We start from the raw sequence: 13774 nt of genomic DNA, 5'->3' as shown, positions 1-13774 counted from the left end.
GTGCGCTCGCGCTCGCGCTATCGGTAGGAGAGTTCGATCCCGAGCGCCCGCTCGAGTAGCTCGTCGTCGTAGTACTCGGCGGTCTGGTCGGGCCGTCGCTCGTCGATCGTCCGCACCGTCCGGACGGTGTTGACGAAGTTCTTGAACGTCGCCTCGTCGACCATCTGGCCGTCGATCGTCACCGCACCGGTGCCCTCGCGTTTTGCCTCGTTGAACCGCTCGATCTTGCGGACGTCGCGCTCGAGCTCGTCGGGCGTGGGCATGTGGATCGTGTTGGCCTGGATCGTCTGCTTGGGGTACAGCGACCAGGAGCCGTCCAGTCCTAGCCGGGCCTCGTGCTCGACCTGATCGGCGTAGGCCTCGGCGTTGTAGTAGGTCAGCCCGGCCCGTTCTTTGAACAGGTCGTCGAACGGGCCGCCGATCGAGAGCAGGCCCGCGGCGCTGGCCTCGTTCGACAGCGCCTCGAGCAGCCCGTCCCAGCGCGGGCGCCCGTCGCCTAAGTCGCGACCGCCGAGTTCCGCGGTGTAGTCGACGGGACCGAACACGAGCGCCGTCAGGCGGGAGTCCTCGCCGAACTTCGAGATCTCGCGCAGATCGGAGCGCGCCCGTCCCGTTTCGACGATGATCGAGATCCCGATCGAACCGTCGGCGTAGCCGTGCTCGCGCTCGGCCTCCGCGACGGCCTCGGCGGCGCGCTCGACGTCCTCGAGGCGGCCGACCTTGGGGACGACGACGCCCTCGATCTCGTCGCCGATCGCGCTCACGAGCCGGTCGATCTGGTCGCGCCCCTTCTCGCGGTCGGTCTCGTCCTCGTAGCTCCACTCGACGCGGGGCCAGATCTCGCCGGGGAACTCATGACGGGGGACGTGCTCGATCGTGTTCTCGAGGCCCTCGGCCTTCATGTCGGGCGCGGTGCCGTCCTCTAAGTCGGGCACGAGCCAGTCGGGGGCCTGAAAGCCGTCGGCCTCGAGGCCGGACACGAGGTACTTCGCCGAGTCGTCCTTCGGAACGGCGGCCGGTGCGGTCTGGAAGGTTCGACAGAGTCGAACGTCTGTGTCGGTGTCGTCGGTCGTCATCTGTGGATCGGGTGGGGGTGTCGTGGGGGTACGGTGGGGGTGATCTCAATCGGGTGTCGTCGGTGTCCTATCGGGATCGCTTCCGGATCTCCGCGGTTCTGGTGCCCGAGTAGACGGGTTCGTCGTCCTGATTGAACGCGACGTGTTCGAAACGGACGGTACCAGCCTCGTCGGGCGAACTCGAGTCGTCGTCGGCCTCGAGCACTCGCGTGAACGCGTAGACGGTGTCGCCGGGCGTCACGAAGGTGTGGAAGGACTCGTCGTCGAAGCCGACCTCGCGCCACGTCCGCTCGTCCGAGCGGGCGTGGCCCAGCGCGGTCGAGCGGGTCACGTCGCCGTAGGTGACGATGTCGCCCGAGGGCGCGTCGGCCATCGCGTCGGCGTTGTGGTGTTGCTTGGCCGTGTTGAGCGTCGCGAGCGGCAGCGCGGCGACGGTGACGTCGTCCTGCGTGCGGCCCCGCTCGTGGCGGTAGGCGACAGCCGCGTCGCGCTCGGCGGCGTCCTCGAGGGCGGCGACGAAGTCCTCGTAGTAGCCGCCGTCGGGGGTGACGAAGGTGTCGGGGAGAGCGGGCCCGCCGTCATCGTCGACGTCTTCGGCGGCCGAAGCGCCGCTCCCGTCGGTCTCGACCGGCTCCCGGCGTGGGATCATGTTCGTGCGCTCGTAGGAGCACAGCACCTCGTCCGTCGCGGCGTCTCGCCCGCGCGTCCGCCAAGTGACGATGCCGTACTGGGGCCGCGAACTCGAGGTCGCCGTCGAAACCACTTCGCTCTCGACCCGGAGTTCGGTGCCCGGCGAGACCGGCGCGCCGGGGTATCGGACGTCGGTACGACCGAGGAAGTAGCCGCCCTTCTCGCTCAGATCCTCGACGGTGATGCCAAGCGTCGCCGCGGTGAGGTAGTCGGGATGGATCGGCGGCTCGTCGAACCCGCGTTCGCGGGCCGCGTCGGTGCGCCAGTAGGCTGGATCGTGGTTCAGCGTCTGGCTCATCCACGCCTCGTTCCCCCAGCGGGTGAGCCGGAGGCCGGGGTCGTGCTCGAGCACCTCGCCCTCCGCGAAGTCCTCGAAGTAGTTGCCCTTCTCCTTCGTGTCGGCGCGCTCGAGGGCCTGCGCGAAGGTGTCGGGATCGGTCCAATCGACCGAATCATCGTCGTCAGTCATCCGCGGTCACCTCGTCAGCATTCGGGAACTGCTCTCGAGCGCGTCTGGCGACCGTCCGCCGCATCTCGTTCTCGACGATCATGTAGCCCTCGTCGAACCCCATGCCGGGTTTCGCGAGCACCTGCGCGGCGTCGGTCGCCAGCGCCACGTGCGCGCAGGCGCGTGCGGACGTTTCGGTCTCGTTGCAGGTGCCGCCCAAGTAGGCGCGGGTGTCGGTCCCCTCGCAGTAGCGGACCGCCCGCCCGCTGCGCTGGATGCCGCCCAGATCGGGCGTCTTGACCTGCACGAGGTCGGCTGCGCCCGCGTCGACGAACCCCCGCACGTCCTCGAGCGTGTTGCACCACTCGTCGGCGACGATGTCGACCTCGACGCCGGCGTCTCGCAGCCCGTCGCGTAACTCGACCATCGCTTCGATCTGTTCGCTGCGGCCGCCGGCGTCCATCGGCCCCTCGATCTGGATCGGGTACGGCGCGGCGGCTTCCTCGAGAGCCGCGAAGTAGTCGACGACCTCGGCGCGGTCGTACGGCGCGCCGAAGATCTCGCCGATCATCCCGTAGACGTCGATGTGGAAGCGGGGGTCGTAGTCCTCGGGACCCAACTCCTGCGAGCGCGTCCGGAGCCACTCGACGTACTCGAGCAGGGTCTCGCCGTCCTCGCCGATCTTCTCGCGGCTGTTGATGAGGCCGTGGGGAAGGACCGGCACGCCCTTGACGAACATCTTCTCGGCGTTGGTGTAGCGGTCGTCGCCGGACTGGCCGAAGACGGGCACCGGCTCGGTCGCGGGCTCGGTCTCGAGGGCGTCGGCCAGCACGTCTGTTCTGGTCGTCCCCGTCGCCGAGGCGGCCGCGGCCAGCAGCGCCTGCGAGACGCCGTAGCGGATCGCCGTGTGGAGCCGGTCGCCGTTCGCCTGTAGCTCCTCGAGCGCCGCCGCGTTCGCGAGGAACGCGGTCGCGTCGCGGCCCTCGAGTTCGTCGGCGACGGGCCCTTCGACGACGGGGGCGTACTCCGCCGCCGTAAACAGCGGATCGCGGCCGCCGGCGCCGGAGTACTGCACCGCGGCGCAGTCGCCCCGCACCGTCGTGCCGTCCGCGAGTTCGACGTCGACGATGAGCGTCTCGCCGGCCTGGCGGATCTCGTCGAACCCCTCCGTGACGGGTTCGCCGTCGTAGGTGAACCCGTCTTGCCGGGCGCCCCGTTTGATCGCGCGCTGGTCGTCGAAGAAGAATCCGGAGTAACCGGGCGTTGCGTGGATCGCCGTAATCGTTGTCTCGGTCGTCATTAGATATCACCCTGCGAGGCCGGCTTCGATCGGGACTGTGGTCGGCCGATGAGCTTCCCGTCGCTGATCGCGTCGACGTCGTCCGCGACCATCTTGAAGGACTGATCGCGGCCCTCGGTGTCGGCGCGCCGGGAGAGTCGGGCCTTGTGGATCTCCTTGATCTCGTCGTCCATCGCGAGATCGCCCCACTCGAAGATGCGGACGCGGCCGTCGTCGTCCCGCGCCGGGAGCACGGCGCCCTTCGCGCTGTCGCTGGGCGCGAACGGAACGTCGAGTGCGCCGGTGTCGAAGGCCTTCAACGTTCCCTGGACCACGTCGCCGTCGCCGTGCTCGAGCACGGTGTCCATCAGACACCGCGTCTCGCGCTCGATCAACTCCTGTTCCTCCCGGATGCCGTCGATGTCGATGTTCTGCTCGATCGCCATGTCGATGACCTGTCGGGTGGTGCGGAGGCCGGCGGCGTTGGCCTCCTTGGTCGGCACGCCCTGGAACTCCTGGGGCGATTTCGTGATGACCTTGTCCGGCTGTGCGATGGCGGCGGTCATCCCGCCGAGGCCGATGACGCCGTTCGCACGGGCCTCGTCCGGCGGGAAGCCGCCCATCCACTCGTGGAAGACCGTCGTGACGACGACCTCGTCGGGGAGGAACTCATCGCCGAGTTTCTGCAAGGCGTTGAGGGCGGCCACGTCCTGCACGACGTTGCCGACCTGCCCGTAGCCGAGCGTGATCGAGCGCACGCCCTGCGTGGCCGCGAGCTGTCCCTCGATCAGCATGATCGCGATCGCGATCGACGGCGGCACGAGCGTTCCGGTGAGGGGGCCGAACGGCTCGCGGTTGATCCGCACGCCGCGCTCGGTGTAGGCCCCCGCCAGCCGGTCGACGAACTGCCAGCGCTCGATCGTCTCCTCGAGGCCGTGCCGTTTGGTGTAGGGGATGTTGTAGGAGATCGGGCCACCCTCGAAGCTCTGGAAGCCGCCGGCGAAGGTGATCGCCGCGAGCAGTCGGGCGTCGGGGGTGCCGTGGCGGACCTCGATCGGGGCGTCGATCGCCTCGATCAACTCGCGACAGCCCTCGACGCCGTGGTTGACCGCCGGAAACCCGTTCAAGGTGTCCTCGCCGGTCTCGCGGGCCTTCTCGAGTCCCTCCTGGGCCTTCTCGTACTCGTTGTCGCGCGTGTACGAGTCGATGGTGGTGGGGAGCAGATCCGCCTTCCCCTCCCCGTGGAGGTACTCCAGCAGTTCGATCTGGTCCTCGAGTTGCGGGACGCCCGCCCGTGGTTGTAAGAGGGGTTTGTCCGCCGACTCGAGGACGTCCGCGAACCGCTTGCGGTCGGGGAGGGACTCGTGATAGCGAATCGCCTCCTCGAAGTCGACCTCGTCGCCGGTGGGCCAGTTCGACCGGATTTCCTCGTCGATGCGCCGTAGCTGGTCGGCCGGAATGCGTTCGTCGCGTATCATCGAGGACCTACGAACTCACCGTGGCGCGTTCGGATTCGGTCGGTGTGATCTGGAGGTCCCGCCGGAGGGCGGCGATGGCTTCCTCGGGGTCGGTCTCGGAGTCGAAGACGCGGTCGAACCCGAGCTCGCGGAAGGTCCGTCGCGTCTTCTCGAAGTCGTCCTGGCCGACGGCGAGGTTGCCGCCGATGTAGGTGACGGCCTCGACGCCCGCGTCCTCCAAGACCTCGTGGAAGCCCTGGCAGTCCTGCTCGGCGTGTCCGTAGAGCGAGGAGACCAGTACGGCCTCGGCGTCGTGTGCTACGGCTGCCTCGGCGAACTCCTCCTGGGAGGTCTGCACGCCGAGGTTGATAACCTCGAAGCCCGCTGCACTGAACGCCTGCTCTAGGATCGTGATGCCAACGACGTGAGCGTCGGAGCCGATCACGCCGAGGACGACCGTTCCGGACATCGTAGTCGGGACGATGAGAGCGTGGGCTATAAAGTTAATGATCTTCCATGATAATATTCTTTAATGGTGTTTAACTGGACAGTGTGGCATACAGCCACAACATCATTATTGATGGTAAAGGTTTTTGCACCCGGCCCGGGAGGATGGCCTCATGGGTGCGCTTTCGAACCTGCGCGTGCTGGATCTGACCCAGGTGCTCGCCGGCCCGTACTGTACGATGTTGCTCGCGGACATGGGCGCGGACGTGGTAAAGATCGAGCGCCCCGGCGGCGACCTCATCCGCTCGAACCCGCCGTACGTCGACGACCCCGACGAGGAGGCCTACGGGGGCTACTTCCAGAGCGTCAACCGCGGGAAGAAGAGCCTCGAGCTCGATTTCAACGACGACGAGGACCGCGCGGACTTCCTCTCGCTGGTCGAGGAGGCCGACGTCGTCGTCGAGAACTACCGCGCGGGTACGATGGAGAAGTACGACCTCGGCTACGAGACGCTGCGCGAGCGCAATCCGGGGCTGATCTACTCCTCGATCCGCGGCTTCGGCGATCCGCGCACCGGCGAGACCCACCGCCAGGGCCAGCCCTCCTTCGACCTCATCGCGCAGGCGCTGGGCGGCGTGATGGAGATCACGGGCCAGGAGGACGGGCCGCCGACGAAAGTGGGGCCGGGCATCGGCGACCTCTTTACCGCGACGCTGAACTGCATCGGCATCCTCGCCGCGGTCAACCATCGCGCACAGACCGGCGAGGGCCAGTACGTCGACACCGGCATGTACGACTCGATGCTCAGCCTCACCGAGCGCGCGATCTACCAGCAGTCCTACACCGGCGAGGCGCCCACGCGGCAGGGGAACTCGCATCCGACGCTGTTCCCCTACGACGCGTTCGAAACTGCCGACGGGTACGCCGTCATCGCCGCCTTCGGCACCAACCACTGGCAGGCGCTGTGTGACGCGATGGACCGCTCGGATCTGGCCGAGGAGTATCCCACCGCCGCCGACCGCCTCGAGCACCGCGAGGACCTGCGCGAACAGATCGCCGACTGGGCGAGCGGCCTCGCGACGGACGATCTAGTCGGCCGGCTCGAGGGGCGCGTGCCGGCCGCGCCGGTCCAGTCGACCGAGGAGATCTTCGAGGACCCCCACGTGCACGACCGGGACATGCTCGTGCCGGTAGAACAGCCGGGTGTGGACGAGGAGGTCGAGATCGCGGGGAACCCGATCAAGATGACCGCGACGCCGCCGGAACCGCGCGGGCGAGCGCCGCTGCTCGACGAACACCGCGAGGACGTGCTGGGCGAGGAAGACGAACTAGCGGCGGACGACTGACGCCGCGGGTCGCGGCTCACTGCCGCGGATCGCGATCGCAATCGTCGCCGAGTTCTTCGGTTCGACCCGTTCGACGCCCGAACTCGAGTCGTCGAGTCGTGCACGTCGCCGACGGGGCCGCGTCGCGCGGACGGTGCCGGGCCAACGCTGAAATCCTCCACCGTGATACGGGACGGTATCGAGCGCTCGCTCCGCTCGCGCGCTCGAGGGACTACCATGGTCGACGACGCTACCGACGAGACGAGCATCGACGACGCCCTCCTCTCCCGCCGCGGCTACCTCGCCGCCGGCGCGCTCGGGATCGGACTGGCAGGCAGCTACGCGGGCTATCGCGGGCTCCGCGACGATTCGGCCGGCGACGCCGCCTCGGACGCACCCCCGGCCTCGAGTCGGCGGTCGGGCCCCCGGGAGGACTTCCTCTGGCTCGGCGGTGGCCTGTGGAGCGACGAGCCCGTCCGAGAGAACCTGTTCGCATTCGCGCGCCGCCACGACCTCGCGGTCGTCCTCGTCGCGACGAACGACGACGAGGCGACGCTGGCCGAGGTGCTCGAGGACCCGATGGTCGCCGCGAGCGAGTTCGGACTGGACGTCTGGCTCAACGTGGGTCTGCTGAACGACGTTCCCGCCGAGCGGCTCGCGACCGACCGCGAGGCCCGCGAGGCCCACCTCGAGCGCTTACGACGCGTGGCCCGACGTCACGGCGAGTTGTTCGACGCCGGCCGCGTGATCCTTTGGCAGGAGGCCCCCGTGATGGGCCAGTGGGTCGAGGGCGGAGCGTGGAACCAGGCGGCGGTCCGGAACCTGCTCGCGTACGGTCCCGAGATCTTCGCCGCGCAGGCGGCGGCCGTCCGGGAGGCCAACGACGCCCTCGAGGTCGGCCCGTTCGTCCACTTTCCGTACATCGTCGACTCGAAGCGCCCGGAGGTGTTCGCGACGCTGGCCGACGGACTGCGGGATCAGGGCGCCGATCCCGACTTCGGGTTCGTCGACTTCTACCGCGGCTGGTACGAGAAGGACGTCGGTCCAGAGCCGGCCAACGCGGCCGTGCGCAGCCTCGTCTCGAACGCGCGGACCGAACTCGAGCGACCGGTCTTCTACCTCGGACAGAGCCACACGATCAACCCGAACCACACGCCGAGCAAACAGGCGATGCGGATGAACCTCCGGACCTCGCTCGAGGCCGGTGCGGCCGGGATCGGCTGGTACGTTCGCAACGGGTACGTCCCGACGGAAAGCGGGTTCGACCCGTTCGTCCCGAACGTCGAGGGGGCCGACCTCGACGGCGGGTCGGTCAACACGCTGACGATCGCCCGTGACCGGGCCCTCTATCCCTGGCTGGCCACGCTCGAGACGCAGGAGGGGTTCGACCCGGCCGACGCGTTCGACCTCTGGCTGATCGGCGACGGCTTCGGCTTCCACGACCACCGGCTGGCGGTCCGTGCTGGCGGTACGGGCGAGGGTGAGAACGAGGACGGCGACGACGCGGCGTGGAAGTACGTCGGCGACTTCGGCGGCTACGCGGACGGCGAGTACCCCGACGGCAGCATGGCCACTGATCGGGCGACCGTCTTCCGCGCGCTGGATCGCGAGCGCCTGCTCGGCGGGGACGGCCTCGAGTGTCGCGTCGAAACGACCGACGGCAGCGAGGGCGCGGACCTACTGGCGGCGTACGCGATGCCGTGCGATCCCGACGCCTACGTCGCCGAGCGGGAGGCCGCGGCGCTCGCGCTCGACGATGACGGCGAGGTGGCCGACACGTCGCTCGAGGACCGCTGTTTCGGTCGCACGACGGAGCGTCTCGCGTTAGCGCCGGGCGAACGGCAGCAATTTACGGTTCCGATCGCCGGCGCGGGCGCGTCGTCGCTCCGGTCGTTGTGTTATCCCGACCACGCCGACGCCGTGCAGGAACTGGCGTCGTTCGAAGCGGACGCCGGCGTCGATCCGGCCGCGCGGTTCGACCTCTGGCTACAGGGTTCGGGGCTCGACGAGTCCGCGGGTCTTCCCTCGATCGTCGACGGGGACGGTACCGCGCACGCGCTATCTGACGTCGGAATCGTCACCGCCGGGGAGTCGATCGCGCTCTGTTACGGCCTCGAGCGCGATCGGTTCCTGACGGACGGGCTCGAGTTGGTCGACGGGGACGGGTCGCTCGAGGCAGCCTACGCAATGCCCTACGCCGGCTCGACGACGTTCCGTCCGCCCGCTCGAGCGGCTGATCTGTTGTCCGAGCAGCCGACTGAGGCGGAGATATTCTGCCTCGAGCGGCTCTCTCCGAACTGAATTCCACACCGCTTCCGACGGCTGCGAAACTACCGCCGGCCGCTCGGACTGCGTCTCGAGCGAGGGTGTCGCCGGCCGGACGCCGGTAACAGTAATCCTTTTGCGGGACCCCTGCACACGTCCGAGTATACCATGAGCAACGACTGGCCAGTCGATCCCGACGGCGAGGAAGGCAGCGAGGGACGGCGCAAGTACGACATGCGGATCATCGCGGACAAGGTCGACGAGGAGGAGGACTTCCCACTCAACGTCGCCGAGTTCGTCGACGAGTACGGCGACTACCCGATCCGGATCAACCACGAGCGCGTCGTCGCCATGCGCGAGATCTTCGAGTACGTCGACGCCGAGGAGTTCGAGGAGATGGTCGAGATGCACAAGGCCGTCGGCAACGCCATGCGCGAGGGCGACTTCTGGATGTACCATCCGAAGGGCGCCAACCCCGAGAAGAAACACGCGTAACGCCCGTTCCTCCGCCGCTCGAGCGGCGCCGTCCGTGACACCGCCGTTCGCATCACGAATCTGGATTACGTATCACTTATACGACGGGCGTCGAAACGTGGGGGTACAGTGACTAACACGCAGGTTACGCTCCTTCAGATCGACAACTACGGTCCGTGGACGGTGACGCCCGAGCCTCGCCGGGAAACCGACCTGCAGACGATGCAGTCCCGCCTCTACGCGGACATCTCCCAGTTCGTCGGCGCCCGCGACGGCTACGTCTTCTTCACCCGGTTCGACAACATGATCGCCGTCACGAACGGGCTCTCGCTCGAGGACCACGCACGCTTGCAGGACTCGATCGGCAACCGGTATCCGGTCACGCTCAGCCTCGGCGTCGCGACCGGCACCACGCCCGTGCAGGCGCTCTCGGACGCGACGGCGCGGCTGCAGGAGGCCGGCAGCGCCCAGGACAAGGACCGCCGCGAGGTCCTCGAGGGCCGCGTCATCGAGGAGGGCCACCGTACCGACGGCGACGTCCAGATCGCCCACTTCGACGTGATCAACGCGACGGGCAACTACACGGACGAACTCAACGCCTTCGACACGTTCATCGAGATCGAGCAGGGGTACGCCGAACTCATGCGACACATGCGCCGCGTCCACGACAGCCTCTCCTTCTTCGTCGGCGGCGACAACGTCATCGTCGTCTGTCCCGACCTCGAGGCGCCCGACTACGAGGAGGCGATCCACCACGTCGAGGACGCCGTCGACGTCGAGATGCAGGTCGGCGTCGGTCGCGGGGACAGCGCCCACGAGGCCGGCTACGCCGCGAAACACGCCCTCGAGGTGTGTCGCGCCGACGGGACCCGCGTCGAACTCGAGTGGGAATAAGCAATCGGTCTCGAACTCGAGCGGAAGTCGGCGACCGAATCCGATCCGTGAATCTTCGCCGCCGAATCGCTTAAGCGTAGCGGGGGTAGCTTTTAGCCCGTCTGTGTGTTTCTTTCTCACATGGAATCGGAACTGTCGGTCACGGATGTCCTGACGACCGATTACGTCGGCGTCAGCGAGTCCGACACGGTCCTCGGAGCAGTGCAACTCATGCGCGACGAGCGCGCGAGCTGCGTCCTCGTCGTTCGGGGCGCCGACGCCGTCGGCATCATGACCGAGTGGGACCTGCTCGATCTCGTCGCGGACGAGCGCGAGCCGGCGGACCTGACCGTCGGCGACGTCATGACGACGCCGGTCATCTCGGTCGCGCCGGATCGGTCGCTCACCGACGCCGCGAGCCTGATGACCCGGGAGAACATCCGGAACGTCGTCGTCGAGGACGAGACCGGCGTCCGCGGGGTCGTCACCCAGCGCGACGTCATCGCCGCCGCCAGCTCGTTCCAGGCGACGGTGGCGCCCCGCTCGAGTTCGAATAATTCAGTTCGGGGGTCGGAACCCGGACAGCGGTCCGACAACCTGACGCCCCAATCCGCCGCCGCGGAGGCCGACGAGCGGGCCCTCGCCAACGGCGGCGACGAGTACACGACCCAGGGCGTCTGCGAGGCCTGCGGCTCGCTGGCCGACTCCCTACGGGAGTCGAACGGCCAACTCGTCTGTCCGGACTGCCGGACCGTGTAGCGGATCCGTTCCGACCGCACCCCTCGACGCGATGAAAAGACCTTTCGGCGACGACGGTTGAGGGGCCGACGATGACCGACGTCCCCGGCGGGCGCCGTCGGCCCGCCCCGTTTGACGACCCGACCCACCGCTTTTCTGCGGCGACTCCCGGCGCCGCCTTCGTTTTTACCTCTAATCCATGGCGGACGACGTGACGATCGAACCCGCGACCAGCGACGACGTCGACGCGGTGACGGAGCTGTGGGTCCGGCTGGCTCGCGGACAGCGCGCGTACGACTCCGCCGTCCGCGCCGACGCGAACCGAAACCGTATGCGCGAAACCCTCGCCGCCCACCAGGCCGCCGACGCGCTGCTCGTCGCTCGCGCCGAGGGCGCCGGCAACGGCGACCCCGTCGGCTTCGTCTCGTTTTCCCTCGAGCACGGCGCGCTCGAACTCGACGCGACGCGCGGGACGATCTCGAACATCTACGTCGAACCCGCCCATCGCGACCGCGGGATCGGCGCGGCGCTGCTCGAGGCGGCCGCGGACGCGCTCGCCGATCGCGGCGCCGAGGTCGTGATTCTGGAGGTGATGGCCGACAACGAGGCCGCGCGACGCTTCTACAGAGACCGGGGGTTCGACGCGTTTCGCGTGACGATGTCGCGGTCGCTCGAGGATCGCGAGGCGCGCTGCGACCGATCGGAAAGCGAAAACGATACACACTCAAAGGAGGACGGGTAATTAACGGCCTGCGCCAGGGGAGCATGGGCGGTTCATGCACTCGACTTGTAATCGAGACTTCGTGGGTTCAAATCCCACCCCTGGCTCTCGGACTTTTCCGCTGAACTCGATCGGTCACGCCGTCAGGAACTGCCAGTTCCCGGTCTTCGTCGGCGAGAGCGAATCAGTATCACCCTCTCTCGAGCACTGGATCGGGTCGAGCGGACGCGAGTCATTCGTTGATACGTCTCCAAGCCTTTAATACAAATATAATAGTAGCAAACTAATCACATGAGGCTCACGCGACGGACGCTATTCGGGCTCGTAACAGCGGTCGGGATCGGTTCGACGGGAACCGAGGTCGGTGCACAGACCGGGAGCGGCGAGCGTTACGGCGGCGGAGCGTACGGCGCCGGCCTCTACGGGAAGTCCGCCACCGAGCGGAACGATGGTGCGAGCGAAGCGTTCCGCGGGTCCGGGGAATTGAGCGGTTCCACTTCCGATGGAACTGAACGACAGTGACGCGACCGACGATCCGGATACGTCGACGAGAGTAGCAAGCCGAGACCTCCCTTCCCTTGATACACCAGCTAAACCGACTGTAGCCGAGTTCACCAGTAATGAGTAACTACCCCGAACCACCGCGAACCGACTGGGGCGATTTCGCCGTCCTCAGTGATGCAGCGAACCCGGAAGACTACGAAGACCGCTGGGGCCGCGTTCAGGACGACGAGAACTGGCGCGGGCTCCAAGAGCAGGTCATCGTTCCGTTCGAGAGTTACGACGATTTTCCCGCCGAGGGCCCATTTGACGGCGCTCGAGCGGAGGCGAAGGACATGAACGTGATCTTCGAATGGGACGACGACGCCGGCGACTGGCGACCGGCGAACACCGGAACGACGGAGAATCCCGTCCCCGGAACGACGTATCTGGAGGGGGCCGATATCAGCGAGCTAAACAACGCCTTCGTGGCCCGCGAGGGCGGCGAACTTCAGGACGTGATCGATCGGGCGGCGGATTCGGCGGGCTGGGACGAAAAGGGGCTGGTCCGTCTCGTTCCGAATAAAACGTACCGGGTTTCGGAAACCGTCTCCCTGCGCGAGGGGGTCTGCCTGCTGCCGAATAACGCTACACTAGTTCCGGAGGCGGACACGGACATCTTATTCGTCGACACCGGGACCAAGATTTCCGGTCCCCTCACTATCAAAACGAGAGCATTCGATGGGTATACCAGCAACGTTCTCGTTGCCGACGGAGCGCGATCGACGACGCAATGGTACCGAGCCAACGCGGACAGTCACTTCAGATTAGACGGTCCGATTCACCTGCACGGCGAGAAAGGCGAGGGGACCGGACTCCTGCTGAAATCGGCGGCCGAGAAGTACATTACCCATTGCTCGGGGAGGCTCACCATCCGAGGGTACGATACGGCGATCCGCACGGATACGACCGACGGCGGATTCGTAAACGGGAACCGTTTTTCGGTCGTGATCGCGAGAGCGACGAACGGAATCGTCACCGATGGTCCGTCCGGCGGTAAGCTGATCGTCCACGGACACATCCAGTGCAACGATATGGAAGTGGCGATTCGAAACAACGGACCGGATCACATCGATAATTACGGGGCGTTTTTCGTCGGTCACCTCGAGGATCCCCACAGGATGGCCGACGGTGGCCTGATGATCGACGGTCCGAATATCAAGGTCAGAGAAGGATACAGTCGCCTCTCGGGAGGAATGGAGTGGAATCTCGGACCGGGTTCGACGTTCAACGGATACGGGACCCACGACGGAGACGGTCTGCCCGACGCTGCTCGATACACGGAGGGCGAGTACGTCAGATGGACCGACACGTCGAACGGGAGCGTGACGTATCTGATGAGAGGGCCGAAGAACGCGTGGTTCCGGATCGCGACGGGTAGCGACGAACTGTGACCTCGTTCGGTCGCACCGAGAACTCGTTCGCCGCGCGTTTCGGAGAC

12 protein-coding genes and 1 tRNA gene are annotated in these 13774 nt (G+C 67.1%); 8 read left to right on the top strand and 5 right to left on the bottom strand.

Annotated features, from left to right (window positions below; translation table 11 throughout):
• Window positions 1-17: 17 nt before the first annotated feature.
• From citE to glmS, 5 genes are all read right to left on the bottom strand, one after another.
• Entirely contained in the window at window positions 18-1076 is a 1059-nt protein-coding gene (gene citE / locus ACYQ26_RS13330; protein ID WP_459809387.1) for an L-malyl-CoA/beta-methylmalyl-CoA lyase, read from the bottom strand.
• 67 nt (window positions 1077-1143) lie between these two features.
• Complete coding sequence (gene mch / locus ACYQ26_RS13325; protein ID WP_459809386.1) at window positions 1144-2235, bottom strand: 2-methylfumaryl-CoA hydratase; 1092 nt, start codon at window positions 2233-2235, stop codon at window positions 1144-1146.
• A complete protein-coding gene (locus ACYQ26_RS13320) occupies window positions 2228-3514 on the bottom strand; it encodes a methylaspartate ammonia-lyase (protein WP_459809385.1) in 1287 nt (428 codons plus the stop codon). Before ACYQ26_RS13320 ends, mch begins: the two co-directional genes overlap by 8 nt.
• Window positions 3514-4971, bottom strand: coding sequence for a methylaspartate mutase subunit E (locus tag ACYQ26_RS13315; protein WP_459809384.1), 1458 nt, complete (start codon window positions 4969-4971; stop codon window positions 3514-3516). Before ACYQ26_RS13315 ends, ACYQ26_RS13320 begins: the two co-directional genes overlap by 1 nt.
• A gap of 7 nt (window positions 4972-4978) precedes the next feature.
• Window positions 4979-5434, bottom strand: coding sequence for a methylaspartate mutase subunit S (gene glmS / locus ACYQ26_RS13310; protein ID WP_459810751.1), 456 nt, complete (start codon window positions 5432-5434; stop codon window positions 4979-4981).
• Window positions 5435-5570: 136 nt separating this feature from the next.
• Here glmS and mct point away from each other — a divergent pair, with 136 nt between their 5' ends.
• The 8 genes from mct (at window position 5571) to ACYQ26_RS13270 (ending at window position 13727) form a co-directional block, all read left to right on the top strand.
• Window positions 5571-6743 (top strand): succinyl-CoA:mesaconate CoA-transferase, encoded by a 1173-nt coding sequence (mct, locus tag ACYQ26_RS13305; protein ID WP_459809383.1) that lies wholly within the window; start codon window positions 5571-5573, stop codon window positions 6741-6743.
• Between the two features lie 216 nt (window positions 6744-6959).
• Entirely contained in the window at window positions 6960-9023 is a 2064-nt protein-coding gene (locus ACYQ26_RS13300; RefSeq protein ID WP_459809382.1) for a hypothetical protein, read from the top strand.
• Between the two features lie 132 nt (window positions 9024-9155).
• Complete coding sequence (locus ACYQ26_RS13295; RefSeq protein ID WP_459809381.1) at window positions 9156-9482, top strand: DUF5785 family protein; 327 nt, start codon at window positions 9156-9158, stop codon at window positions 9480-9482.
• Between the two features lie 108 nt (window positions 9483-9590).
• A complete protein-coding gene (locus ACYQ26_RS13290; RefSeq protein WP_459809380.1) occupies window positions 9591-10355 on the top strand; it encodes a GTP cyclohydrolase III in 765 nt (254 codons plus the stop codon).
• A 120-nt stretch (window positions 10356-10475) separates the two neighbouring features.
• Window positions 10476-11093, top strand: a complete 618-nt coding sequence (locus ACYQ26_RS13285) for a CBS domain-containing protein (protein ID WP_459809379.1) — start codon at window positions 10476-10478, stop codon at window positions 11091-11093.
• A 178-nt stretch (window positions 11094-11271) separates the two neighbouring features.
• Window positions 11272-11814 (top strand): GNAT family N-acetyltransferase, encoded by a 543-nt coding sequence (locus ACYQ26_RS13280; protein ID WP_459809378.1) that lies wholly within the window; start codon window positions 11272-11274, stop codon window positions 11812-11814.
• Window positions 11815-11826: 12 nt separating this feature from the next.
• Window positions 11827-11900, top strand: a tRNA-Thr gene (locus ACYQ26_RS13275).
• A gap of 513 nt (window positions 11901-12413) precedes the next feature.
• Window positions 12414-13727: a hypothetical protein gene (locus tag ACYQ26_RS13270; RefSeq protein WP_459809377.1), complete on the top strand. Its 1314-nt coding sequence runs from the start codon at window positions 12414-12416 to the stop codon at window positions 13725-13727.
• The last annotated feature ends 47 nt before the right edge of the window (window positions 13728-13774 follow it).

It is taken from the genome of Halopiger thermotolerans, from assembly GCF_054654555.1.
Note: the sequence above shows the minus strand (reverse complement) of the source record. Positions and strands in the feature narration are given on the sequence as shown.